The 24,234-nt window shown below is 66.1% G+C and carries 20 protein-coding genes and 1 pseudogene; 7 read left to right on the plus strand and 14 right to left on the minus strand.

Features of this window, described 5'->3' with window-relative positions; all coding sequences use genetic code 11:
* Nucleotides 1–6 precede the first annotated feature (6 nt).
* Complete coding sequence (locus tag FB478_RS02945) at nt 7–1,260, plus strand: APC family permease (RefSeq protein WP_056390475.1); 1,254 nt, start codon at nt 7–9, stop codon at nt 1,258–1,260.
* An 8-nt stretch (nt 1,261–1,268) separates the two neighbouring features.
* Here FB478_RS02945 and hisS read toward each other — a convergent pair whose 3' ends face one another.
* Nucleotides 1,269–2,639, minus strand: a complete 1,371-nt coding sequence (hisS, locus tag FB478_RS02950) for a histidine--tRNA ligase (RefSeq protein ID WP_018769329.1) — start codon at nt 2,637–2,639, stop codon at nt 1,269–1,271.
* A 229-nt stretch (nt 2,640–2,868) separates the two neighbouring features.
* Between hisS and FB478_RS02955 the strand changes: the two genes are divergently transcribed.
* From FB478_RS02955 to FB478_RS02965, 3 genes are all read left to right on the plus strand, one after another.
* A complete protein-coding gene (locus FB478_RS02955) occupies nt 2,869–3,687 on the plus strand; it encodes a peptidylprolyl isomerase (protein ID WP_018769330.1) in 819 nt (272 codons plus the stop codon).
* Between the two features lie 67 nt (nt 3,688–3,754).
* Nucleotides 3,755–5,398 carry a DUF349 domain-containing protein gene (locus FB478_RS02960; RefSeq protein WP_026265776.1) on the plus strand — a complete coding sequence of 548 codons (1,644 nt, stop codon included), beginning with the start codon at nt 3,755–3,757 and terminating at the stop codon, nt 5,396–5,398.
* A 102-nt stretch (nt 5,399–5,500) separates the two neighbouring features.
* Nucleotides 5,501–6,274 carry a type IV toxin-antitoxin system AbiEi family antitoxin gene (locus FB478_RS02965; RefSeq protein WP_224083976.1) on the plus strand — a complete coding sequence of 258 codons (774 nt, stop codon included), beginning with the start codon at nt 5,501–5,503 and terminating at the stop codon, nt 6,272–6,274.
* Here FB478_RS02965 and FB478_RS02970 read toward each other — a convergent pair.
* The 9 genes from FB478_RS02970 to pdxT form a co-directional block, all read right to left on the minus strand.
* The gene (locus tag FB478_RS02970; RefSeq protein ID WP_026265777.1) at nt 6,155–8,545 is read right to left on the minus strand and encodes a bifunctional (p)ppGpp synthetase/guanosine-3',5'-bis(diphosphate) 3'-pyrophosphohydrolase; all 2,391 of its coding nucleotides are present in this window, start codon (nt 8,543–8,545) and stop codon (nt 6,155–6,157) included. The two genes, FB478_RS02965 and FB478_RS02970, sit on opposite strands and share 120 nt — an antisense overlap.
* Nucleotides 8,546–8,694: 149 nt before the next feature.
* Entirely contained in the window at nt 8,695–9,711 is a 1,017-nt protein-coding gene (gene secF, locus FB478_RS02975; RefSeq protein WP_056390484.1) for a protein translocase subunit SecF, read from the minus strand.
* Nucleotides 9,711–11,468, minus strand: coding sequence for a protein translocase subunit SecD (secD, locus tag FB478_RS02980; protein WP_018769335.1), 1,758 nt, complete (start codon nt 11,466–11,468; stop codon nt 9,711–9,713). Before secD ends, secF begins: the two co-directional genes overlap by 1 nt.
* 99 nt (nt 11,469–11,567) lie before the next feature.
* Nucleotides 11,568–11,975 (minus strand): preprotein translocase subunit YajC, encoded by a 408-nt coding sequence (gene yajC / locus FB478_RS02985; RefSeq protein WP_144599771.1) that lies wholly within the window; start codon nt 11,973–11,975, stop codon nt 11,568–11,570.
* A gap of 212 nt (nt 11,976–12,187) precedes the next feature.
* Complete coding sequence (ruvB, locus tag FB478_RS02990) at nt 12,188–13,273, minus strand: Holliday junction branch migration DNA helicase RuvB (RefSeq protein WP_018769337.1); 1,086 nt, start codon at nt 13,271–13,273, stop codon at nt 12,188–12,190.
* On the minus strand, nt 13,266–13,910 hold the full coding sequence (gene ruvA, locus FB478_RS02995) for a Holliday junction branch migration protein RuvA (RefSeq protein ID WP_018769338.1): 645 nt from the start codon (nt 13,908–13,910) through the stop codon (nt 13,266–13,268). Before ruvA ends, ruvB begins: the two co-directional genes overlap by 8 nt.
* A gap of 89 nt (nt 13,911–13,999) precedes the next feature.
* Nucleotides 14,000–14,578: a crossover junction endodeoxyribonuclease RuvC gene (gene ruvC / locus FB478_RS03000; RefSeq protein WP_018769339.1), complete on the minus strand. Its 579-nt coding sequence runs from the start codon at nt 14,576–14,578 to the stop codon at nt 14,000–14,002.
* A 62-nt stretch (nt 14,579–14,640) separates the two neighbouring features.
* On the minus strand, nt 14,641–15,396 hold the full coding sequence (locus tag FB478_RS03005) for a YebC/PmpR family DNA-binding transcriptional regulator (RefSeq protein WP_018769340.1): 756 nt from the start codon (nt 15,394–15,396) through the stop codon (nt 14,641–14,643).
* 3 nt (nt 15,397–15,399) lie between these two features.
* Nucleotides 15,400–16,110 carry a pyridoxal 5'-phosphate synthase glutaminase subunit PdxT gene (gene pdxT / locus FB478_RS03010; protein WP_144599772.1) on the minus strand — a complete coding sequence of 237 codons (711 nt, stop codon included), beginning with the start codon at nt 16,108–16,110 and terminating at the stop codon, nt 15,400–15,402.
* A 90-nt stretch (nt 16,111–16,200) separates the two neighbouring features.
* On the opposite strand from pdxT, the gene FB478_RS03015 reads away from it, so the two are divergent.
* On the plus strand, nt 16,201–17,493 hold the full coding sequence (locus tag FB478_RS03015; protein ID WP_186447717.1) for a Mur ligase family protein: 1,293 nt from the start codon (nt 16,201–16,203) through the stop codon (nt 17,491–17,493).
* Nucleotides 17,490–18,245 (plus strand): type 1 glutamine amidotransferase, encoded by a 756-nt coding sequence (locus FB478_RS03020; protein WP_144599774.1) that lies wholly within the window; start codon nt 17,490–17,492, stop codon nt 18,243–18,245. The genes FB478_RS03015 and FB478_RS03020 overlap by 4 nt, the downstream gene beginning before the upstream one ends.
* Nucleotides 18,246–18,293: 48 nt before the next feature.
* Here the strand turns inward: FB478_RS03020 and FB478_RS03025 are convergent, their stop codons facing one another.
* Nucleotides 18,294–19,676, minus strand: coding sequence for a hypothetical protein (locus tag FB478_RS03025; RefSeq protein ID WP_144599775.1), 1,383 nt, complete (start codon nt 19,674–19,676; stop codon nt 18,294–18,296).
* 147 nt (nt 19,677–19,823) lie between these two features.
* Between FB478_RS03025 and FB478_RS03030 the strand changes: the two are divergent.
* Nucleotides 19,824–21,727, plus strand: a pseudogene (locus FB478_RS03030) (M3 family metallopeptidase).
* A 231-nt stretch (nt 21,728–21,958) separates the two neighbouring features.
* Here FB478_RS03030 and pdxS read toward each other — a convergent pair.
* The 3 genes from pdxS to FB478_RS03045 all read right to left on the minus strand — a co-directional run bounded on the left by pdxS (nt 21,959) and on the right by FB478_RS03045 (nt 24,223).
* Nucleotides 21,959–22,885, minus strand: a complete 927-nt coding sequence (pdxS, locus tag FB478_RS03035) for a pyridoxal 5'-phosphate synthase lyase subunit PdxS (protein ID WP_026265780.1) — start codon at nt 22,883–22,885, stop codon at nt 21,959–21,961.
* A 137-nt stretch (nt 22,886–23,022) separates the two neighbouring features.
* The gene (gene pgsA / locus FB478_RS03040; protein ID WP_134164696.1) at nt 23,023–23,646 is read right to left on the minus strand and encodes a phosphatidylinositol phosphate synthase; all 624 of its coding nucleotides are present in this window, start codon (nt 23,644–23,646) and stop codon (nt 23,023–23,025) included.
* Entirely contained in the window at nt 23,636–24,223 is a 588-nt protein-coding gene (locus FB478_RS03045) for an HIT domain-containing protein (RefSeq protein WP_144599776.1), read from the minus strand. Before FB478_RS03045 ends, pgsA begins: the two co-directional genes overlap by 11 nt.
* Nucleotides 24,224–24,234 lie beyond the last annotated feature (11 nt).

Here is a 24,234-nt window from a genome sequence, read left to right on the forward strand (position 1 = left end):
CGCCGCATGAGCGAACCGCAGCAGCTGCAACGCAGGCTGGGAACCTTTGATGCCACCGCCATCGGACTGGGCTCCATGCTGGGTGCCGGAGTGTTCGTGGTGTTCTCCCCGGCCGCGGCACTGGCAGGGAATCTGCTGGTCCTGTCCGTGGCTGTTGCCGGGCTGGTGGCGTACTGCAACGCCGTGGCATCGGCAGCCCTCGCCGCCAAGTACCCCACCAGCGGCGGGACCTACGTCTATGGCCGGAAACAGCTGGGCGAATGGCCGGGCTTCCTGGCCGGCTGGGGTTTCGTCACGGGCAAGACGGCCTCCTGCGCGGCCATGGCGTTGACGTTCGGCAGCTATGTGGCGCGGGACTACGCCGTCCCGGTTGCCGTGGCCGCCGTCGTGGCCCTTACCGCCGTCAACCTGCTGGGCATCACCAGGACAGCCCTGCTGACGAGGATCCTGCTGTGCCTGGTCCTGGCAACACTGGTGTTCGTTGGCACCGCCGCCGTGCTGGGTCCGCACCCCGCGCCACTGCCGGGAGGCGCGCATTCCGGCGGGGTGGAGGGCGTCCTGCCTGCCGCCGGGCTGATGTTCTTCGCGTTTGCCGGTTATGCCCGGATCGCCACGCTGGGCGAGGAGGTCAGGAATCCGGCGCGTGCCATCCCCCGCGCCATCCTGGCGGCCCTGGCGGGCGCATTCGCCATTTACCTGCTGCTGGCCCTGCTCCTGCAGGCCCACCTCGGAGAGCGGTTGGGGTCCACGGGCACTCCCCTGCTGGACGCAGTGCTGGACAGCCGGCTGGCAGCGGGTGCACCGCTGGTGCAGGCAGGAGCAGCGGCCGCGTGCCTGGGCGCACTCCTCGCGCTGATCACGGGCGTGGGAAGGACAACGTTGGCCATGGCCAGGGAGCGCGATCTTCCGGGGCCTCTGGCCAGGGTGGGCGGTCCCCACACCGTTCCGTTCGTCGCCGAACTGGCCGTGGCCGCCGTCGTGATCCTGCTGCTCCTGACCACCAACGTGATGACCGTCGTGGGCTTCTCAAGCTTCGGCGTGCTGGTCTACTACGCGGTAGCCAACGCGTCAGCATTCACCCTTTCCGCCCATCCCGGCTACGCTCCCCGGTGGCTTAACGCGCTGGGTTTCGTGGGCTGCGTGGTACTGGCCTTCACTTTGCCGGCTGCGTCGGTGCTGACCATGGCCGCAGTCCTTGCCGCCGGCGTGGTGGGGCGCTGGCTGGTGCTGCGGTTCCGGCAGCACCGGCACCGGACATAAGCGCCCGGCTAGACCGACGCCGCGGCGGCCGCGGTTGTCTCAACCTGCACTGCCAGGTCCTCCAGCGGCGGCATCCAGGTTTCAGGGGCGGCCAGCACCTGCTCGCCGGTGCGGATGTCCTTGACCTGGTGGGTGCCGTCCTCGTCCGTGAACCAGACGAACGGGATTCCCCGGCGGTCCGCGAACTTGATCTGCTTGCCGAACTTCTCGGCCTTGGCAGCCACTTCGGTGGGGATTCCCCGGCTGCGCAGCAGGGCGGCGACATCCTGGGCAGTGCCCCAGCTGTCGTCATGGTTCAGGGCCACCAGCACTGCAGTGGGAACAGAGCGGGAGGCTTTGGCCAGGTCCTGGCTCAGGATCCGGGACACCAGGCGGGTGACGCCGATGGAGAGGCCAACGCCCGGGAACTTGCGGTTGCCCTTCGACGCCAGGGCGTCGTACCGGCCGCCGGAGCAGATGGACCCCAACTGTTCGTGGCCCACCAGGACGGTTTCCACCACCGTGCCGGTGTAGTAGTCCAGGCCACGGGCGATGCTGAGGTCCGCCAGTACCTTGCCGGGCGCCCGCTGCACGGCGGCATCGATGACCTGCTCCAGTTCGTCCAGGCCCTCGTCCAGGAGTTCGCTGCTGACACCCAGGGCACGGACCTGGTCCACAAAGGACGTATCTTCCGTTCGGATGGCAGCCAGTTGAAGCGCCTTGGCAGCCTGCTCGTCGGTTGCGCCGAGCTCGGTCTTGAGCAGTTCGGCCACCTTTGCCGGACCGATCTTTTCGAGTTTGTCGATACTGCGCAGCACGCCTGCGGTGTCATCGAGTCCGATGCCCCGGTAGAAGCCTTCCGCCAGTTTGCGGTTGTTGATCCGGAGACGGAAATCGGGGATGGGCAGCGCACTGAGTGCTTCGGCGATGACCAAGGCGATCTCGACGTCGTAGCGGAACGGAAGCTCGCCGTCGCCGACCACGTCGATGTCCGCCTGGGTGAACTCGCGGGCCCGGCCTTCCTGGGGCCGCTCGCCGCGCCACACTTTCTGGATCTGGTAGCGGCGGAAGGGGAAGGCCAGGTAGCCGGCGTTTTCCACCACGTACCGGGCGAAGGGAACGGTCAGGTCGAAATGCAGGGCAAGCGCGTGGGGATCGGCCTTGCCGGCTTTAACGGGGTTCTCGCTCTCGTCCTCCTGGAGCCGGCTGAGCCCGTACACTTCCTTGTCGATCTCGCCCTTGCGCAGCAGCTGGCCCACTGTCTCCACGGCGCGGGTTTCGATCGAGGTGAAACCATGCAGTTCAAAAACCCGGCGCAGGGTATCGAGCACATGCAGCTCCACCAGCCGCTCCTCGGGAAGCCACTCGGGGAATCCGGACAGGGAGGCGGTGCGTGCCATGGGGAAGGTTCTCCTTAGGAATGGAAGGTGCGCCGGAGCTGCCGGCCGCGCCCGCAACGGCGGTCGTTCGGCGGCAGCACAGCCAGCCATGCATAAACTATGTGCGGCAGCCAGTTTATGCGTCATCCGTGTGCATCTCTAATGCGGCGGACCCGCACGGCCTGGCCCTTAACACCTGCGCCCCGCGGCCAACCGCCGGGCACCAGCAGCCCGACGACGAGGAGGACCCTTGGCGGCCAGTTCACGCAGTGCACGCGAAGCAAAACGGCGCATCCAGCAGATGGAAGCCAAGCGTGAGCTCCGGCGCGACCAGGAGAAGCGGCGGAAACGCGACAACCTCGTGGCCGCCGGCGCCGGAACCGCCGCCGTGCTGCTCGCCGTCGTCCTCCAGCTCACCGCCTTCGCCGGAAACCCCACTGAGGACGAATATGCCGCCGCGCAGGCGGGACTGACGGAACCATCCACCTCTGCAAGCGCCTCCGCGACACCCTCGGCGCCGGCCACCAACGGGCCCAACATCCCGTCCGCGGACACGGCGGCGGGCAAGACGTTCACCGGCGAACTGCTGCTGAACGGCAGCGCGCTCGGCGTGGAAGTGGACGGGACCAAGGCTCCGCAGGCAGCAGCCGTTTTCAAGTCCCTCAGCGACCAAGGCTATTTCAACGGCAAGTCATGCCACCGGCTCACCACTGCGGACCAGTTCGGCGTGCTGCAGTGCGGCTCCCCCAACGGGGACGGACAGGGCGACCCTAATTACACTTGGGGTCCGCTGGAAAACACGCCCGCAGACAACACCTACCCTGCCGGCACCATCGCCGTGGCCCGCACGGGGAACAACGCGTACGGCAACGGGACACAGTTCTTTATTGTCTACAAGGACACGGTCATTCCGGCCGATGCTGCCGGCGGCTATACCGTGGTGGGGAAGGTGACATCCGGGCTTGATGTTGTATCCAACATCGCTGCCGCAGGCATCACCCCGGGAGCCGGCGACACGGACGGCGCGCCAAAACAACCAGTCACGATAGACTCGTTCTCTCTGAAGTAGGAAGCCGGGCCGGCCAGGCCGCGGTGCAGTACGTGAGTATTTCCCTCCAAGCGAAAGACTTTTAGCGGTGACAGACAGTCAGAAATCCGACGAAACAGCAACAGACATGACCGAAGCAGCGGCTCCGGCCGAGGTTGGCGGTACTGATGCCAATGCCGGGCAGTCCCCCGTGACCCCTGAAGCCGCCGCTTCCGATGAGGGCACCGGGCAGGCTGACGAAGCCCAGGCCGCCGAAAGCCAGGCCATCGGGGACCCGGCCAGCGGGGCCCTGGCCACCGAAGACCACGGCGCTGAAGACCAGGCTGGAGGGACCGCCGCAGCGGAGACCTCCGCACCTGCCCCGGCTCCTGCCCCCGCTCCGCGGCCGTCTGCACCGTCACCGGCAGCGTTCGCGTCGCGTCCCAAGCCTGCCGCTGCCGCTCCGGCCGCGGTTACGGCTCCGGCTGCACCTGGTACGTCCGTTGCCGAAGCCTCCAAATGGGGCCGGGTGGAGGGGGACGGACACGTCTACCTGAGCATCGACGGTGGCGAACACCCCGTGGGCCAGTACCCGGGTGTCAGCGACGACGAAGCGCTGCTCTACTTCGCGCGGAAGTACGACGACGTCGTGGCCCAGATCGTCCTGCTGGAGCAGCGGGTCAGCTCCAAGGCACCCAGCACCGACATGCAGAAGACCGTGACGCACCTGCGGGAACAGCTCGCCGAGCGCAACATGGTGGGCGACCTCCGTGCAGCGGAGGCGCGCCTGGACGCGCTGGCAGGCCAGATCACCGAGCTGGAAAAGGCCGAAAAGGCGGAGCACGACGCCGTGCGTGCCGCCGAGCTGGCAGCACGTGAAGCCATAGTCGCTGAAGCAGAGGAAATCTCCGGCCAGGATCCGGCGCAGACGCAGTGGAAGACCTCCAGCGCCCGGATGAACGAGCTCTTCGAGAACTGGAAGACGGCCCAGAAGAGCGGCGTCCGCCTGGGCCGCAGCAACGAAGATGCCCTGTGGAAGCGGTTCCGTGCCGCCCGCACCGTTTTCGACCGGCACCGCCGTGCCTATTTCTCCCAGCTGGACAGCAACAACTCTGCCGCGAAGGCCGCCAAGGAGAAGTTGATTGCCGAGGCTGAGGCACTCTCCACATCAACCGACTGGGGCTTCGCTGCCGGTGAGTACCGCCGGCTGATGGACCAGTGGAAGGCCTCACCGCGGGCAAGCCGCAAGGACGACGACGCGCTCTGGGCAAGGTTCCGCGCCGCCCAGGACGTCTTCTTCACGTCCCGCCAGGCTGCCAACGAGGAGATCGACCAGGAGTACGCAGCAAACCTCACGGTAAAGGAGGCGCTGCTGGCCGAGGCCAACGCCATCCTGCCGGTGAAGGACCTGGCAGCGGCCAAGAAAGCCCTTCAGTCCGTTCGTGACCGCTGGGAGGAAGCCGGCAAGGTTCCCCGCGCGGACATGGGCCGGGTCGAGGCCGGGCTGCGGAAGGTTGAAGACGCCGTGCGGCACGCTGAGGAAGAGCAGTGGCAGCGGTCCAACCCCGAGCGCAAGGCACGCACCAACAGCGCGCTCTCGCAGCTGGAATCCGCAATTGCCGGGCTCCAGGAAGACCTTGCCAAGGCTGAGAAGAGCGGCGACCAGCGCAAGATCAAGGCCGCCCAGGAAGCACTCGAGGCACGCCAGGCATGGCTCGACCAGATCCAGCGTTCCGCCAGCGAGCTTGCCTGATTTTTCTGTCGTGAACTGACGGGCACAGGCCCGGTCCGGGTGTTATCCACATACTCCGGGCCGGGCCTGTGCCTGTTAACGGCGTCGGGGCAGGATGAAGGCATGGCCTCATCTCCAATCCCCTCCGCCGCCGGTCCCGGCAGGGAAGCCACCGCTGCCGGCGTACGGCCGGGCTGTCAGGCAAACGTTGGGGAGGCGGCCGCGCCGCCGCGTTTTCCCGACCTGTACGCACCCGGCGTGCCCTTCGCCGCTCCCGAGTTGCAGTCCCTGGCGGCCGACGGGCTGTTGGCCCGCTTCCACCAGCATGGCTACACCCTCCCCGGAATACCGGCATCGCCGCAGCTCCGGGCCAGGGCAGCAGCCGGAATCGTCCCGGCGGCCATACGGCAACGTGTTGTCGCCGGGCGCATGACGGCGGCCTGGATCTACGGCTGCGCAGCGGAACCGGAGAGGCTGGCGCTGCTGGTGGACGCCAAGCGAAGGGTGTCCAGTCTCCGGAACACCCGGGGCTGCACGCTGCACGAAGTGAAGCTCGGGCCCTTCGATGTGATCAGCCTCGGCGGACTGATGGTCTCCAGCCCGCTGCGGACCGCACTCGATATCGCCCTGCATGTGGATGCCGAACGGGCCGTCCCCGCCCTGGCGGGATTGCTGGCCCGGCCGCAGCAGGATGTCAGGCTGCGCCTGCTGGTGCGCGCCATTGAGGCCACCCCAAGGGTCCCGCACAAGCGGGCTGCTTTGGAAAAGCTTGCCCTGCTAGCTCCGGCGCTTGTTCCCGGTGGTGCGGTAGACGTCGAAAACCCCGTCGATCCTGCGGACGGCGCTCAGGACGTGGCTGAGGTATTTGGGGTCGCCCATCTCGAAAGCGAATCTTGAAATGGCCACCCGGTCGGTGGACGTGTGGACGCTGGCAGCAAGGATGTTGACATGGTTGTCGGACAGGACCCGCGTCACGTCCGAGAGCAGGGATTTCCGGTCCAGGGCCTCAACCTGGATTTCCACCAGGAAGACGCTCGACTGGGTGGGTGCCCAGTCCACGTCCACGATCCGGTCCGGCTGGTCCTTCAGGTCGGAGATGTTGGTGCAGTCGGTGCGGTGCACGGACACGCCGGATCCCCGGGTCACGAAGCCAAGGATCGGGTCCGGCGGAACGGGCGTGCAGCAGCGCGCCAGCTTCACCCATACATCGCCTACTCCACGGACCACGACGCCGGAGTCGGAGAAGCGGGCCTTGCTGACCTGGGTGGGGATGCTGACCTCTTCGACGTCATCATCGGCACTCTCGTTGCCGCCCAGGCTTTCAATGAGTTTCTCCATGACCGACTGGGCGGAGGTATGCCCGTCGCCCACACCGGCGTACAGGCCGGAGATGTCCGCGTACTTGAATTCCTCGGCCACGGCGGCCAGGGCCTCGTGCGTCATCAGCCGCTGCAGCGGAAGGTTCTGTTTCCGCATGGCACGGGTCAGCAGTTCCTTGCCGCGGTCAATTGCCTCTTCGCGGCGTTCCTTGCTGAACCATTGGCGGATCTTGTTGCGCGCCCTGGCGCTCTTGACGAAATGCTGCCAGTCCTGGCTGGGACCTGCCCCCTCGGCCTTGGAGGTGAAAATCTCCACCCAGTCGCCGTGGTTCAGCTCGCTGTTGAGCGGAACCAGCTTTCCATTGACCCTGGCGCCGATGGTGCGGTGGCCCACCTCGGTGTGCACGGCATAGGCGAAGTCCACGGGAGTCGATCCTGCCGGGAGCGCCATGACTTCGCCCTTGGGCGTAAACACGAACACTTCGCGCGCATTGATTTCGAAACGCAGTGAGTCCAGGAACTCGCCGGGATCGGACGTTTCCTGCTGCCAGTCCACCAGTGAGCGCAGCCACCCCATGTCTCCGTCGCGCGGGCTTCCGGGACCGACGGCGGTGCGGTTGGGCTGGTCCTTGTATTTCCAGTGCGCCGCAACACCGTACTCCGCCCGGCGGTGCATTTCGTGCGTGCGGATCTGGATTTCCACCGGCTTGCCGCCGGGGCCAATCACCGTGGTGTGCAGGGATTGGTACATGTTGTACTTGGGCATCGCGATGTAGTCCTTGAACCTGCCGGGCAGGGGGTTCCAGCGCGAGTGCAGGGTGCCCAGGGCGGCGTAGCAGTCCCGGACCGAGTCCACCAGGACGCGGACGCCCATGAGGTCGTTGATGTCGTCGAAGTCCTTGTCGCGGACAATCATCTTTTGGTAGATGGAGTAGTAGTGCTTGGGCCTGCCGGTGATGGTGGCTTTAATCCGGGCAGCGCGGAGGTCCTCAGTGATCTGGTCACGGATGACACCCAGGCTCTTCTCCCGCTCCGGCGTCCTGTCCCCCACCATCCGCACGATCTCTTCGTACACCTTGGGGTAGAGCGCAGCGAAGGACAGGTCCTCAAGTTCCCACTTAATAGTGTTCATGCCCAGCCGGTGCGCCAGCGGCGCGAAGATCTCCAGGGTTTCGCGGGCCTTGCGGGCGGACGATTCAGCCGACACGAAGCGCCAGGTGCGGGCATTGTGCAGCCGGTCCGCCAGCTTGATCATCAGGACCCGGATGTCCTTGGCCATGGCCACGACCATTTTGCGGACCGTCTCGGACTGTGCGGCCTCGCCAAAGCTGACCTTGTCGAGCTTGGTGACGCCGTCCACCAGCATGGCCACTTCCGGCCCGAAGTCCCGTTTCAGGTCCGCCAGGGTGTAGGGAGTGTCCTCGACCGTGTCGTGGAGCAGGGCGGCTGCCAGTGTGGTGCCGCTGAGGCCCAGTTCCGCAAGGATGGTGGCCACAGCCACCGGGTGGGTGATGTACGGATCCCCACTCTTGCGCTTTTGCCCGCGGTGGCTGCGCTCGGCGACGTCGAACGCACGCTGGATGAGGTCGAAGTCCTCTTTGGGGTTGTTGGCGCGTACGGTCCGCAGCAGCGGCTCAAGGATGGGTGAGTATGTGGCGGTTCCCCGTCCGGTCAGGCGGGCAAGCCGGGAGCGTGTGCGCTCCCTGCGGCCGGGAAACGTGGGGCGGGATCCTGAGTTATCGACAGGTACCAATGAGCCCGGGCGCGCAGAAGGTGCCGCACCGGCTTGCATGCCGGCAGGATTTTTTTCCTCCTGTGCCGTTGGCGCTGACGCCGAACGTTCTTCCAATGAAGCACCCCTCACCACCGTCTTAATTACCCCAGTCTATTCCTCCGGGCAGCGACTTTTATAACCGGGCCTGCACAGGCAAAGGCCGGGCGGCGCAAAGTACGCGCCGCCCGGCCTTTGGGTGGTTTAAAGCTGCCGGTGGTTGCTGATCAGGCCTTGGCCGGCGATGCCGGAACTGCCCGTTCAGCTGCACCTGCGCGGCGCTGTTCAACACGCCTTGCCTGCTTCACCAGCTCCGGTTCGCCCTGGCGGAGCCAGGCGTACATCGGCGCCGCCACGAAGATGGTTGCCGCTGTACCGATGAGGATTCCGACGAACAGTGCCAGGGACAGGTCACGCAGGGTTCCTGCGCCCAGGAGGCCGGCACCAATGAACAGGATGGCGCCCACGGGAAGGATGGCCACCATCATGGTGTTGATGGAGCGCACCAGCGTCTGGTTGACGGCAAGGTTGACTTCCTCGCCGAAGGTCCGGCGCGTGGACGCGTCGATCCCGGCCGTGTTTTCGCGGATCTTGTCGAAAACCACCACGGTGTCATACAGCGAGTAGCTGAGGACGGTGAGGAACCCGATGATGGCCGAGGGCGTGACCTCGAAATCGCTGAGGGCATAGACCCCGGCCGTGATGAACATGGTGACGGCCATGCCGGCAAGCGCCGAGAGGGACATCTTCCAGGTACGGAAGTACAGGGCCATCAGCAGGGCCGCGAGCAGCACGAATACTCCCAGGCCGATCAGTGCCTGCTTGGTCACGTCTGCACCCCAGGTGGGCCCGACGAACGTGGAGGTCACCTCGTTGTCGGTAACGCCGTAGGCGGTGGTGAGGCCCTCCTTGATCCGGAGGGTCTCGTCATCCGTCAGTTTGTCGGTCTGGATGCGCATGGTGTTGCCTGCCACGTTGGCTACCCGCGGAACACTGCCTGACACCACATCAGTCACGGCCTTCTCACCGATGGAGGCATCGGTGGTCTTGACGTTGGACACGGTGAATTCGGAGCCGCCGCGGAATTCGATGCCGAGGTTGAAGCCGCCCTTGGCCACCGGGATAAGGATGGACAGGGCCACGCCCACCGCGGCGATGATGAACCAGATCTTCTTGGCGCCGACGAAGTCGTAGGAGCGCTTCCCGGTGTAGAGCTCGTTGCCGAAAGTAGCGAAGCCTGACATTACTTGTTCTCCTTCGCGGAGGTCTTGGACGAACCAGCCAACTGTTCCTGCTTCTCTGCCAGGCGCCGCTCGGCGATGGTCATGCGGCGCTCGGCCTCGGCAGCCGCCCCTGTGTTCTTGGTGCGGACCACCACGGGCTTGTCCTCCGGGGTGCGGACGCGTCCGGCGCCGCGGTACAGCGGGACGGCACCCAGCCGTTCGGGGTCGAGGCCGGAGAACTTGTGGCCTTCACCGAAGAACCGGGTACGGGCCAGGAGCTGCAGCGTGGGGTGGGTGAACATGAACACCACGATGAGGTCGGCGATGGCGGTCAGGCCCAGGGTGAAGGCGAAGCCGCGGACGTTGCCCACTGCCACGAAGTACAGGACCAGTGCGGCCAGGAGGTTGACGGCCTTGGAGGCGAGGACGGTGCGCTTGGCGCGCTTCCAGCCGTTTTCGACGGCGGATACCAGGCCGCGCCCTTCACGCAGTTCATCCCTGATGCGTTCGAAGTAGACGATGAAGGAGTCTGCCGTCTGGCCGATGGCCACGATGATGCCGGCCACGCCGGCCAGTGACAGCCGGTAGTTCTCCGTCCAGCCCAGGATCGCGATGGCCAGGTACGTCAGGGCACCGGCCACCACCAGCGATGCGATGGTGACGAAGCCCAGGGCACGGTACTGGAACAGCGAGTAGACCACCACGAGCAGGAGCCCGATCAGGCCGGCCAGCAGGCCCATGCGCAGCTGTTCGCCACCAAGCGTGGCGGAAATCTGCTGCTCGCTCTGGATGTCGAAGCTGATGGGAAGGGCGCCGAACTTCAACTGGTCGGAGAGTGCCTTGGCCGTCTTCTCATTGAAGCCACCGGTAATCTGCGGACGGCCGTCAGTGATGACAGCCAGGGAACGCGGGGCGGAGATGACCTGGTCATCCAGCACAATGGCGAACTGGGACTTGGGGTCGGTGCCCGACTGGCCGCCGGCTGCCACGTAGAACTGGTTGAGCCGTTCGGTGACCTCTTTGAACTTGGCTGTACCCTCGGCGTCGAACTGGATGTTGACGGCCCATTCATTGGTGACAGCCCCCTGTGCGCCCTGCTGCAGCTGGAAGGACGAGGTGACGATGTTGCTGCCCTTCACCTCCACGGGACCCAGGATGTACTTGATGGCCGGCGACTTGTCCGTGGCCGGCTCGCAGGTCACCAGCGGCTTGGTGGGATCCGACCGCTGGGCTTTCTCCGCAGCGGCACTGTTGCAGTCCAGTGCCTCGAACTGCTTGTAGATCTCGGGCGTGATCCAGTTGGTGTCACTGCTGTTGGCAGGCTCGGCGGTCGGCTTGGGCAGCTGGTCCTCCGGCGTCTGCGACTCGGCAGGAACTGCTGCGCCGTCGCCATTGAGGAGGACAGGGCGGAAGTTCATGTCCGCCGAGGCCTGGATCAGGTTGCGCGTCTCGGCAGAGGGTGTGCCGGGAAGGCTGACCACCACGTTGCGCCCTGACTGGGTGCTGATTTCCGCCTCGGAGACGCCGGAACCGTCAACGCGCTGGCGGATGATCGCCACCGCCTGGTTGAGCTGCTGTTCGTTGATGTCCGAACCGCCCTCCACCTTCGGGGCCAGGATCATCTGGGTGCCGCCCTCGAGGTCCAGCGCCAGCTTGGGTGCCCAGCTGGCCTGTCCGGCAATGGTGCCGCCGGCCAGGACGGCGGTCAGCGCTGCCAGGATTACACCAAGCCAGACCAGGACGCGGAGCCCTGGTTTCTTGCGGCCAGTTCGTGCCATTGTCGATCTTTCTCTTGTTCGCGGAGAAACCGCCGGAGCGGGCTGCTGCCTGCGCCGGCGGTGGTCCGCAGCGGTAGAGGGAGGAAGGGGCCAGCGGGCCTAGCTGTCCTTTTTGCCCTCGTCGTTGAGGCGCTTCAGGGTTTCCTCGGGAGTCTCGGCACCTGTTGCGGTGCTTCCGGACTCCGGGGTGGTGAGGGAGGACGCATCATCCGGAACCACCGGGGAGGCGTCGGCCGGCTGGGCGGCGGCTTCTGCCACCGGCTCAACGACCTTGGTGACGGCCTGGCGGTGCACAGTGGCCAGGTTGCCGGGGGAAAGTTCAAGGGTGACCTTGTTCTCGGCCTCGTCGATGTCCACGATCCGGCCGAAAAGGCCAAAGCTGGTCATGACCTCCACGCCCGGGGCAAACTTCGACTGGAGCTCTGCCTGCTGCTGCTGCGTCTTCTTGTTGCGGCGGAACATCATGAAGATGAATACGCCGAGCATGACGAACAGGAGAATTGACATTGGATCCAAGGGGAATTCCGTTCTTTAGCGTGGTGTAGCTGGGTTTTCCGGCGACGTTGGCTTCGCTTCGGCCGGGGCGGGTTTGCGGTGCAGGCAGAACGCCTGACATGTTCCTTCCCCAAGCGACGGGGGCGTCAGGGCCACCCGCGAAACAAAGACCCGAACGTGCCGGGCGTCATACCAGTCTAAAGGGAAAAGCTGAAGGGAGCCTGCTATTGGCTCTCCGGGGCCCAGTCCCCCGCCGCGGCATCGCCCCCGGCGGGCTCGAAAAGGTCCAGTTGCTCCTGCGCGAAGACGCCGGACGGGATGGCATAGCCCAGGTGCGTCCATGCCGGTGCCATGGCAATCCTGCCGCGGGGCGTACGGCCCAGCAGGCCCTCCCGGACCAGGAACGGTTCGGCGACTGTCTCAACGGTTTCGGTTTCTTCACCGACGGCGATGGCGAGGGTGGACAGTCCGACCGGACCGCCGCCGAACTTGGTGATGAGTGCGTCGAGGACGGCCCGGTCCAGCCGGTCCAGTCCCTTTTTGTCCACCTCATACATATCCAGGGCAGCGGACGCGGTCCTGGCGTCGATTTGTTCGACGCCGTGCACCAGCGCCCAGTCCCGGACGCGCCGCAACAGCCGGTTGGCAATACGGGGAGTGCCGCGGGAACGGCCGGCGATTTCGGCGAAGCCGGCCGAGTTGACCTTCAGGTCCAGCAGTCCGGCAGAACGCCGCAGCACCAGTTCCAGCTCCGGAACCGAGTAGAACTCGAGGTGCCCGGTGAAGCCGAACCGGTCGCGCAGCGGTCCCGGCAGCAGTCCCGCGCGGGTGGTGGCGCCCACCAGGGTGAACGGCGGCAGCTCGAGCGGGATGGCGGTGGCACCGGCCCCTTTGCCCACCACGATGTCAACGCGGAAGTCCTCCATTGCCATGTAGAGCATTTCCTCTGCAGGCCGGGACATGCGGTGGATCTCGTCCAGGAACAGGACCTCGCCCTCAGAGAGCGAGGACAGGATTGCTGCGAGGTCGCCGGCGTGCTGGATGGCAGGTCCGCTGCTGAGGCGCAGCGGCGCGTTCATCTCGGCGGCAACGATCATCGCCAGGGTGGTCTTGCCCAGGCCGGGCGGCCCGGAGAACAGCACGTGGTCGGCAGTCCGTCCGCGCATCCGGGACGCCTGGAGCACCAGCGACAGCTGCTTGCGCACCCGGTGCTGGCCAACGAAGTCGTCAAGGTTCTTGGGCCTGAGCGCCGCCTCAATGGCACGCTCCTCCGGCTCCTCCCCCGCTGCGACCAGGGACGGTTCAGCCACGGGTGCCTACGCGGTTGCCTGCCCGGGCGCCGTCCTGGCCCAGCCAGCGGAGGGTGGTGCGCAGGATTTCGGGCACGTTGCCGCGGAAGGACACTTCCGGGTCCTCCGCAAGGGCTTTGTCGATGCTGGTGGAGGCGTCCTTTTCGGACCAGCCCAGGCTGGTCATGGCAGCCACCACCTGGGGCTTCCAGGCAGCTTCTGCGGGCGTGGCGGCACCGGGGGCCGCGGCGGTTCCGTGCGGGACGAGCTTTCCAGCCAGCTCCAGCACTATCCTGCCGGCCACCTTGGGGCCGATTCCGGGGACCTTCGTGAAGGTCTTGCTGTCCCCTGTGTGCGCGGCAACCCTGATTGCTTCGGGATCGTGGACGGCCAGGACTGCAAGCGCAAGCCGGGGACCGACGCCGCTGACACTCAGCAGGATGTCGAAGACCTCGCGTTCGTCGTCGGAGGCGAAGCCAAAGAGCGTCAGCGAGTCTTCCCGCACGATCAGGGAGGTGAACAGCTGGCCTTGTTCACCCACGTGCAGCCTGCTGAGCGTCTGGGGCGTGGCGTTGACGCTCATCCCGGCACCGTTGAGGTCTATCACGGCCGTGGACAGGCCAACATGCGCTACGGTTCCGCGGAGGAAACTGATCAAGGCCGGGCTCCCGTTGTACCGCCGGCCTCACAGTGAGGGCCCGGCTATCCGAACATATTTACGAATACCCTAGCAAGCAGCAGGGACAATCAGCGTGCACGGCGCGCCTTCGCCTCCGCCTCGGCCCATGCCCGCTGCGCGGGAGTCAGGGATGAACTGCCGGGACCCGTGGTGGCCACGGCCGCGCCGCTTCCGGCCCGCCACGCGTGCGTGATGGCCAGCGCCAGCGCGTCGGCGGCGTCGGCCGGACGCGGCGGCGCGTCAAGGCGGAGGATCTTGGTGACCAGCTTGGTCACGGCGTCCTTGTTGGAGGACCCGCTCCCGGTCACGGCGGCCTTGACCTCTGATGGCGTGTGCAGCGCCACCGGAATTCCCCGGCGGGCCGCCGCAGCGATGACCACGCCGGAAGCCTGGGCTACGCCCATCACCGTGCTGACGTTGAGCTGGGAAAAGACGCGTTCGACGGCGAGGACGTCCGGCTCGTAGCGGTCAAGCCATTCGTCAATTGCCGTGGCGATCACCAGCAGGCGCCGGTCCAGCGTCTCCTCAGGGGACGTGCCTACCACGCCGACGGCCACCATGCTGGCCCGCCGGTTCCGCTCAACATCCACCACGCCAATGCCGCACCGGGTGAGGCCGGGATCAACGCCGAGGACGCGGAGTGTCACCCGGCCCCCATCGAAGTGCCCGGCACAGCCTCCGGGGACGCACTAGCCGGCAAGGCGGGACGTCACTCGGATTCCAGGGCGGCCTGGACTTCGTCGCTGAGGTCGGCGTTGCTGTACACGTTCTGGACGTCGTCGAGGTCCTCGAGGGCGTCGGCAAGCTTCAGGAACTTGCGGGCGCCGTCCACATCCAGCTCAACCTGCATTGAGGGCACGAACTCAACTTCGTCGGTGTCGTACTCGATGCCGGCTTCCTTGAGTGCTTCGCGGATGGCGGGAAGATCTCCCGGCTCCGAATGGATCTCGAAGGTCTCGCCGTTGTCCTTGACTTCCTCCGCGCCTGCGTCGAGGACGGCCATCAGGACGTCGTCCTCGCTCAGGCCGTTCTTGGGCAGGTTCACAACACCCTTGCGGGTGAAGAGGTAGCTGACGGAGCCCGGGTCCGCGATGGTGCCGCCGTTGCGGGAGATGGCCAGCCTTACTTCGGAAGCCGCCCGGTTCTTGTTGTCGGTAAGGCACTCGATCAGCAGGGCTGAGCCCTGGGGCCCGCGGGCCTCGTACATGATTTCGGTGTAGTCCACCACTTCACCGGTGAGCCCGGCGCCGCGCTTGATGGCGCGGTCAATGTTGTCGTTGGGGACGGACGTTTTCTTGGCCTTGGTAACGGCCAGTTCCAGGCCGGGGTTGCCGGCGAGGTCCGGTCCACCCATCCGGGCGGCAACTTCGATGTTCTTGATCAGTTTGGCAAACGACTTTGCGCGGCGGCTGTCAATGATCGCCTTTTTGTGCTTGGTCGTTGCCCATTTGGAGTGGCCTGACATGCTTTACGCTTCTCCTCTGATCATGCGGATAAAAAGTTCGTGTACGCGTTTCTCGCCGGTCACTTCCGGGTGGAAGGAGGTGGCCAGCAGCTGGCCGGAACGCACTGCGACAATTCTAGCCGTCCCGGGCAGCGCTGCGGCGTGGGACGCCTGGCCGGGGTCCGCCGGTTCCACCTGCGCCAGGACCTCCACGTCCGCACCGACCCGCTCCACCCACGGACCGCGGATGAAGACAGCGTGCACGAGTGCCACGCCTGATTCCGTGGCGCTGAATTCCAGGCCCTTGAACTCCAGATCGGTTTCGAAGGACTCGCGCTGCCGGCCAAAGGCGTTGCGGCGGACGGTGATGTCCAGGCCGCCGAACGTCTGCTGGGGGGCGCCCGAAAGATCGGTGGCAGGATCGGCGATGTCCGAGGCAAGCAGGATCATCCCTGCGCAGGAGCCATAGACCGGCAGTCCCTCGGCGATGTACTTCCGGAGCGGGTCTGCAAGGTCGAAGGCCCTCGCCAGCTTGTCGATGGTGGTGGATTCGCCACCGGGAATGATAAGGCCGTCCAGGCCGTCCAGCTCCTCCGGGCGGCGGACAGCCACACCCTGCGCGCCGGTGGCTTCGGCGGCGCGGAGGTGTTCGCGGAAGTCTCCCTGGAGGGCCAGGACGCCAATCCGCAGGCCTGAGCCCACGCGCGCAGGAGCAGCAGAGGGGGGATTCGTCATCCCTCCAGCATACGGGCCCTCCCTCCATGGCTGCTGCCACTCGGAGGCCCCGGCAAAGGTTGCATGCCGCTGCTGGGATATATTCAAAACATGGTCTTCTTCAGTGTTCCGCTCGGCAAGCTGGTCCGCAGGGTGTCCCGGCTGCGGGGCGGCGGGTCCGCACTTCCAGGACTGGTGGTCGAGAAAATCGATCCCGGCTTCATGCGGCGGACGCTCACCACGCTGCCCCATGGTGTGGCGGTGGTCAGCGGTACCAACGGCAAGACGACCACCACCAAGATGGTGGTCGAACTGCTGGAGAGCCAGGGCCTGAAGGTCTTCACGAACCGGACCGGCAGCAACTTCACCCGGGGCGTGGCGGCGGCCCTCCTCGGCGAGGTGGACTGGCGCGGCAGGCTGGACGCGGACGTCGCGGTGCTGGAACTGGACGAAGCCCATGCGGTCCATTTCGTGAACAGCGTCCCGCCCCGCTACTGCCTCTTGCTGAACGTTCTGCGTGACCAACTGGACCGTTTCGGCGAGATCGACAAAACGGCACAGCTCCTGCAGCACATCGCTTCCAAGACCACAGGAACCGTGGTCCTGAACCGCGAGGACCCCCGCGTTGCCAGGATCGCGGATACACTGACCGGCCAGGAGGTCAAGTACTTCGGCCTTGACGACTCCCTGCTGGGCACCTTTCCCAATGACGACGACATGCGTGCCGCTCCGGGGAGCCCCGCGCCGGCGGGCCTGCAGGAAAAGCCGGCAGCCGACGTCGTGCTCCGCAAAGTGGGCGCGGACAGCGCCGAGTTTGAGTACGACGGCGGGACGGTCACCACGGCGATGAAGCTGCGCGGCGTCTACAACATCTTTAACGCCGCTGCTGCGCTGACGCTGGCCCGCAGCATCTGCGGCGGTGGCGCCGCCACCGCCGACCACGCCACTTTGCTGGACGCGCTGTCCCGGGTGGCGCCGGCCTTCGGCCGCGGCGAAAGCCTCACCGTGGACGGCCAGCCGCTGGACCTGGTGCTGGTGAAGAACCCCAGCGGTTTCCGGCTGGGACTGAAATCCTTCCCCGCCGCCGGGTACGCCACCATGATCGCCATCAACGACAACTACGCGGACGGGCGGGACATGTCCTGGCTGTGGGACGTGGAATTTGATTCCCTGCGCGGGGCGGGGGTGGAAATGATAAGCGGGTCGCGCGCCTACGACATGGCGCTGCGGCTCCAGTACGACGACGTCCAGGTCGGAGCGGTGCAGACCGACATCCCGGCCGCCCTGGCAGCCTTTATCCGGGAAGGCCAGGGCAAACCCAAACGGATTTTCTGCACCTACACCGCTATGCTGGCCATCCGCCGCGAGCTGTCCAAAATCACCACCGTGGAGGTTGTCTCGTGAATCCTGCAGAAGCAGCGACGGCCGGCGGCCAGTCCAAGGGCACCCTCCGGGTGGTGCAGCTGTATCCGCGCGACATGAACATCTACGGCGACTGGGGCAATGCCCTGGTCCTGCAGCGCCGCATTTCCTGGCACGGGTACACCCCTGAACTGCTCGAATACAACGTGGGCGATCCTTTTCCCGAGGGCGTGGACATCATTGTCGGCGGCGGCGGGCAGGACAGCGGGCAACTGGTGATCCAGGACGACCTGCAGGCCCGGGCCGGCCAGCTCAAGGAGCTGGCCGAGGATGGTGCGCCGATGCTGGTCATTTGCGGCCTCTACCAGCTTTTTGGCCGGTTCTTCAAAACCCGCACCGGCGCTGTCATCCCGGGCATCGGCATCCTGGACGTGGAAACCCACGGCACCGATGAGCGCCTGATCGGCAACGTCAAAGTCTCAACCAATGAGTTCGGCGACGTCCTCGGCTACGAAAACCACAGCGGCCAAACCACGTTGGGCAGCGGTGTGCGGCCACTCGGTACCGTGGCCAAGGGAACGGGTAACAACAGCAACGACGGCCATGAAGGGGCCCGCTACCGCAACATCGTGGCCAGCTACCTGCACGGCTCGCTGCTGCCGAAGAACCCCGCCATCGCCGACTTCCTCATCCGCACCGCAGCGGAGCGCAACTTCGGCAGCTTCTCCCCCGGCAACCCGGACGACACCTTTGCCGTCCTGGCCCGGGAGCACGCTGCCCGCCGGCCGCGCTGACCAAAAAGACTACTGACCCGGGTTACCGGCAGAGGTGCGGCATCCCGGTCAACGCCACTGGAAGTACTCCCGGTGGATGTTGGCCCGGCGGACTCCGGCGGCCCGGAAGGCTTTGCGGAACTGCCGCAGCATGGGATCCGGTCCGCCCATGAAAACCGACAGCTGGCGTGGTTCGGTTCCCACTGCGGCCAGGACTGCCTCCGGGGTGAGCCGGCCATCCGCCTCGGTGTCCACCAGATGGACCGTGAGCCGTGGCTGATTCCAGGCGGCGGCAGTGATCTCGTCGGCAAAGGGCGACGGACCTGCCGAGGTCACGAAGAAGTGGACGTCTTCGTGGAGCTCCCCGTCCAGTGACCGCAGCCAGCTGAGGAAGGGCGTGATTCCCACACCGCCGGCGATCCAGGCCTGATGGGACGTGCCGCGGTGCCGGTCAAAGCGTCCGTAGGGCCCACCGACCACGGCCGGCATCCCCGGCTGGACCACGTCCGGAAGCCTGGCTGTATGGTCGCCCAGCGCCTTGACCGTGATGCTGATTCCACCTTCCTCTGCCGGTCCCGAGATGGAGAATGGGTGCCGCTGCCAGCCCTCTGCTGTTTCCAGGTAGACCATGGCGAACTGGCCCGGCCTGAAATCCAGCGGCCGGCCCAGGGGACGGAGCGCCACTTCCACCAGGTCCGGCGCAACGGGCCGGACGGACGCAACCTGGTAGTCGTGGTGCGGCAGGAAATGCCGCGACAGCAGCTCGCGGTAGGCGTAGAACCCCAGTCCCGTCCCGCCGATAACCACGTAACTCCACCGGAGCGCGGGCACGGCCTCAAACGCGCTGGCGTCGAGCAGGCCGTGCAGGAAGCCGGCGGCCAGGAACAAGCCGGTCAGCCGGTGGAAGCCCCGCCACCGCTCGTAGCCACCCAGCACGCGGGCCGCCATCTGGACCGGCCGGGTTCCAAGAGATGCCAGGACCAGGCGGCGGAGAGGTGCGGGAAGCATCGTCCGCCAGCGCGGCAGGACTGCCCACACCACCAACGCGGCCAGGCCGCTGATGGCAACCACTGCCAACGTCTTGCCCAGGCTGGTTGCTCCCGGATTGGCGGCAAGTTCAATATGTGGCAGCAACAGGATGGTTGCCATAATTGCCGCCCTGCGGTGCCAAATGGCGGCGTGGTCAATGCCACCAAAAATCGGCTCGACGTGAGGGAGGGTGCTGACCAGGACCAGCGCGATCGAATACAACAAGACGGACTCGCCACCGAAGAGCTGCCCAACATGCCCCAGGACAGGTTCGCCGGCAGGGCGTGCCAGTAACCAGAAGACGCCGTACACCGCCACCAGCACCATGATGGCGCCGGGCCCCAGCCATCGGAACGGTATGCCCAGGAAGGCGGTCCCGGGCCTGCTGCCAACCTTGGTCATGGGCCACGGTCCCTTCGTCATTGCCATGCCTTTTGCGCGTGCCATGCAGGTCGCGTCGAATGCGGCCCGTGCCGGGCCCCATAGCGGCAATTGTAGGGACACAGGCTGGGAGCGCATCCTCCATCCCCCCAATTGAGAAGCGTGCCCCGCTGTGAAAGGTTTTACCCCATGACGAACCCGCTCCTTTCCGCCAGTCCCCTGCCCTACGGCCTTCCACCGTTCCAAACCATCGCCGTGGAGCAGTACCGTGAAGCCATCAACGCGGGGTTGTCCGCGCACCTGGACGAGATCGGGGCCATCGCCGGCAACGCCCAGCCCGCGACATTCGAGAACACGGCCCTGGCCATGGAACGTTCCGGGCAGTTGCTGAACCGGTCAGCCGCGGCGTTCTTCACCCTGGTGTCGGCAGATGCGTCGCAGGAAATCCGGGAGCTGGAGACAGAACTGTCCCCGCGCTTCCAGGCCCACCAGGACGAGGTGTACCTCAACAGGGCCTTGTTCGAACGCTTCGCCGCCATCGATACGGACACTTGCGATCCCGAGTCGGCCCGCCTGGTGGAGGAATACCTCAAAGAGTTCCGCCAGTCAGGCATCCAGCTGGATGCGCCGGGCCAGGAGCGGCTGCGCGCCATCAACGCCGAACTGGCGCGCCTGGGCACCGAGTTCGGCCAGCGGGTCAAGGAAGGAATGAAGTCCGCCGCACTGCTGCTGGATGACGCGGGCGACCTGGCGGGGCTGCCGGCCGACGACGTCGCCAGCGCAGCGGTTGCAGCCCGCGACGCCGGACACGACGGCAAATACCTGCTCACCCTGATCCAGCCCGGCAACCAGCCTGCCCTCGCCGCACTCGAGAACCGTGACGTCCGCCGTCGCCTGTTCGAAGCCTCCGTGGCGAGGGGCAGTGACGGCGGCAGCCTGGATGTCCTGGACCTGGCCCGGGACATGGCCGGGCTGAGGGCGGAGAAGGCACGGCTGCTGGGGTTCGCCAACTATGCCGAACTTGTGGTTGACCGGCAGACGGCGCCGGACTTCGAAGCGGTCCGGACCATGCTGGGCCGGATGGCGCCGGCCGCCATCCGCAATGCCGACGCCGAGGCGGCGGCGCTGGCCGGGGTTGCCGGCCACCCGCTGGAAGCGTGGGACTGGGCCTACTACTCGGCCAAGGTGCGGCGGGAAAAGTACGACGTCGACGAACAGGCGCTCCGGCCGTACTTTGAACTCAACCGCACCATTAACGACGGCGTGTTTTTTGCGGCCACATCCCTGTACGGCGTCACCTTCCACGAGCGGACCGACCTCCACGGCTACCACCCTGACGTGCGTATCTGGGAGGTCCGCCACGAGGACGGCTCCGCCCTGGGGCTGTTCCTGGGCGACTATTACGCGCGCGAATCGAAGCGCGGCGGCGCCTGGATGAACTCGCTCGTGGACCAATCGGCGCTGCTGGGCACCCGGCCCGTGGTGATCAATACCCTGAATATTTCCAAGCCGCCCGCGGGTGAACTGACGCTTCTCACCCTGGACGAACTGCGCAGGTGAACGAAATGTGGATCATGTGGCCGGATGTAGTGTCCAACTACGCACGCCACCACATCACCGGCGAGCCGCTGCCGCAGGACATCGTGGACCGGCTGGAGGAATCCCGGCTCTGGGGCGAGGGATTCGCCACCACCGAATACCTGGGAGCTGCCCTTCTTGACCTGGCGTGGCATGTGCTGGAACCGGGCGGTGCCCCTGACCATGTGCTGGAGTTTGAGGCGAAGGCCCTGGCTTCCGCCGGGATCGCCCATCGCCTGATTCCGCCCCGGTACCGCACCGGGTACTTCCAGCACATCTTCGCCGGGGACGGATACGCGGCGGGCTACTACTCCTATATCTGGAGCGAAGTATTGGACGCAGAGACCGTTGACTGGTTCAAGGAGAACGGCGGCCTAACCAGGGCGAACGGCGAACGCTTCCGGCAGGAGTTGCTCTCCCGGGGCAACAGCCGCGACCCGCTGGAATTGTTCCGCATCGTGAGGGGCCGCGACGCACAGCTGGACCCCCTGCTAAGGCGCCGCGGCCTGGAGTAACCCCCTGACCTTAAAGAAGTACGACGCCGGTCCCCCACCGAAAGAAGGTGAGGAACCGGCGTCGTCATTACTTAGGTGAGGCGACCACCAGCGACAGGCGGGGGTGATCCGGCAGCACGCGTAAAAGGGGCCCCGCGCCCCGACCAGCGACAAAGCCGCCAAACGAGGCGCGGGGAATAGCGTGCAGAGGATCAGCGCCGCCAGGCGCCCAAAGAGGACGCGAGGAGGGTGTTACCAGCCGCGTTCGGCGAGGCGGTGCGGCTGGGGGATCTCGTCGACGTTGATGCCCACCATGGCTTCGCCGAGGCCGCGGGAGGCCTTGGCGATGACGTCGGGGTCGTCGAAGAAGGTGGTGGCCTTGACGACGGCGGCCGCGCGCTGGGCGGGGTTGCCGGACTTGAAGATGCCGGAGCCGACGAAGACGCCGTCGGCACCGAGCTGCATCATCATGGCCGCGTCAGCGGGGGTGGCGATGCCGCCGGCGGTGAACAGGACGACGGGCAGCTTGCCGGCGGCGGCAACTTCCTTGACCAGTTCATACGGGGCCTGCAGTTCCTTGGCCGCGACGTAGAGCTCGTCCTCGGGCAGGGAGGACAGCCGGGCGATCTCGGAGCGGATCTTGCGCATGTGTCCGGTGGCGTTGGAGACGTCGCCGGTGCCGGCTTCGCCTTTGGAGCGGATCATGGCCGCGCCCTCGTTGATGCGGCGCAGGGCCTCACCGAGGTTGGTGGCGCCACAGACGAAGGGAACCTTGAAGTTCCACTTGTCGATGTGGTTGATGTAGTCGGCGGGGGTCAGGACCTCGGACTCGTCGATGTAGTCGACACCAAGGGACTGCAGGACCTGGGCCTCGACAAAGTGGCCGATGCGGGCCTTGGCCATGACCGGGATGGACACGGCATCAATGATCTGGTCGATCATGTCGGGATCGGACATGCGGGACACGCCGCCCTGGGCACGGATATCGGCCGGAACACGCTCCAGCGCCATGACTGCCACGGCACCGGCGTCTTCGGCGATGCGGGCCTGCTCGACGTTGACGACGTCCATGATGACGCCGCCCTTGAGCATCTCGGCCATGCCACGCTTCACGCGGCTGCTGCCCGTGACGCTGTTCGCGGACGAACCGGCCTCGTTGCTTACATCAGGTGTAGACACAAAAACCCCTATGGGTAGACAGATGATCTTCGCCGGGCATGCGGCGGCAGCTGCCGGAGGTGCACGCACGGATTGCCGGGTCGCTTGACCGGGCACTTATATACTAGTCCCCCGCCGCACGGCAGGCTTAATCATGTCTAATCTGCGGGCGTGGGCTCTGCCAATGCCTGCCGGCGTACCGAGACAACGCGCTGAACGACGGTGATGAGGCTGGCCGCCGCCAGGAGGACCAGTGTGACCAGGAGCACCACCGGCGGGAGGCCCAGGCCGGTCAGGCCGGTCACCACCAGGATGGATACCAGGCGTTCCGCCCGCTCGGCGATCCCCACGTTGGCCGTGAAGCCCAGCGACTCCGCCTTCGCCCGGGCGTAGGAGACAACCATGCCCAGGACAAGGCAGAGCAGGGCGGCCACGGCGATGGCCATGTTGTTGCCGCCGGTGAAGAACCAGACGGACACCCCGGCGAAGAGGGCACCGTCGGCAACCCGGTCCAGGGTGGAGTCGAGGAAGTTCCCCCAGCGGCTCTTCACACCCTGCATCCGGGCCATGATGCCGTCCAGGACGTCCGAGAAGATGAAAGCAGTGATGAAGAGCGTGCCCCAGAAGAGCTGCCCCAGCGGGTAGAAGCCCAGGCTTCCGGCCGCAACACCTGCAGTTCCGAGGATGGTTACCGCATCCGGGGAGACACCGATCTTCAGGAGCCAGCGGGCCAGCGGGGTGAACAGTGCGGTGAAAAAACCGCGGGCATGCCTATTCAGCATCCGACTCCCCGGGCCAGGCTTCGGCCACTTGTCTCCGGACCTCGTCAAGGGTCTGGGTGATGGCCTTGGTTTGGGCGATGATGGGGAAGAAATTGCCGTCCCCGCCCCACCGCGGAACGATGTGCTGGTGCAGGTGCGCCGAGATGCCGGCTCCGCCCACAACCCCTTGGTTCATGCCCAGGTTGAAGCCGCCGGGATTGGACACCTTGCGCAGGACCCGCATTGCCGTCTGGGTTAGGTCGGCAAATTCGGCGGTTTCTTCGACAGTGAGGTCCGTGTAGTCCGGAATATGCCGGTACGGACACACCAGAAGGTGCCCGGGATTGTAGGGGAACAGGTTCAGCACCACGTAGCAGGTCCGGCCGCGGTAGACGATGAGCGCCTCTTCGTCGGTGCGGGCGGGGCCCACGCAGAACGGGCAGTCGTTCTCATTCTTGAACTGGTGCTGCCCGCCCTTGATGTAGGCCATCCGGTGCGGAGTCCACAGGCGCTGGAAGGCGTCGGGGACACCGGCGAGGGCGAAGTCGTCGGTAACGCCGGCATCGCCTGGATATTCTGCGCCTGTGTTCTCCTGCACTGTGCTGCTTC

The sequence above is a fragment of the Arthrobacter sp. AG367 genome (genome assembly GCF_007828995.1).
Lineage (GTDB): Bacteria > Actinomycetota > Actinomycetes > Actinomycetales > Micrococcaceae > Arthrobacter.

What these genes read in the sequence shown, in the direction of transcription:
- FB478_RS03025 (WP_144599775.1), bottom strand. Translation starts at nt 19,676, where the DNA reads ATGACGAAGGGACCGTGGCCCATGACCAAGGTTGGCAGCAGGCCCGGG.
- secF (WP_056390484.1), bottom strand. Translation starts at nt 9,711, where the DNA reads ATGTCAGGCTTCGCTACTTTCGGCAACGAGCTCTACACCGGGAAGCGC.
- FB478_RS03015 (WP_186447717.1), top strand. Translation starts at nt 16,201, where the DNA reads ATGGTCTTCTTCAGTGTTCCGCTCGGCAAGCTGGTCCGCAGGGTGTCC.
- pdxT (WP_144599772.1), bottom strand. Translation starts at nt 16,110, where the DNA reads ATGACGAATCCCCCCTCTGCTGCTCCTGCGCGCGTGGGCTCAGGCCTG.
- yajC (WP_144599771.1), bottom strand. Translation starts at nt 11,975, where the DNA reads ATGTCAATTCTCCTGTTCGTCATGCTCGGCGTATTCATCTTCATGATG.
- hisS (WP_018769329.1), bottom strand. Translation starts at nt 2,639, where the DNA reads ATGGCACGCACCGCCTCCCTGTCCGGATTCCCCGAGTGGCTTCCCGAG.
- FB478_RS02945 (WP_056390475.1), top strand. Translation starts at nt 7, where the DNA reads ATGAGCGAACCGCAGCAGCTGCAACGCAGGCTGGGAACCTTTGATGCC.
- FB478_RS03005 (WP_018769340.1), bottom strand. Translation starts at nt 15,396, where the DNA reads ATGTCAGGCCACTCCAAATGGGCAACGACCAAGCACAAAAAGGCGATC.
- pgsA (WP_134164696.1), bottom strand. Translation starts at nt 23,646, where the DNA reads ATGCTGAATAGGCATGCCCGCGGTTTTTTCACCGCACTGTTCACCCCG.
- FB478_RS02965 (WP_224083976.1), top strand. Translation starts at nt 5,501, where the DNA reads ATGGCCTCATCTCCAATCCCCTCCGCCGCCGGTCCCGGCAGGGAAGCC.
- secD (WP_018769335.1), bottom strand. Translation starts at nt 11,468, where the DNA reads ATGGCACGAACTGGCCGCAAGAAACCAGGGCTCCGCGTCCTGGTCTGG.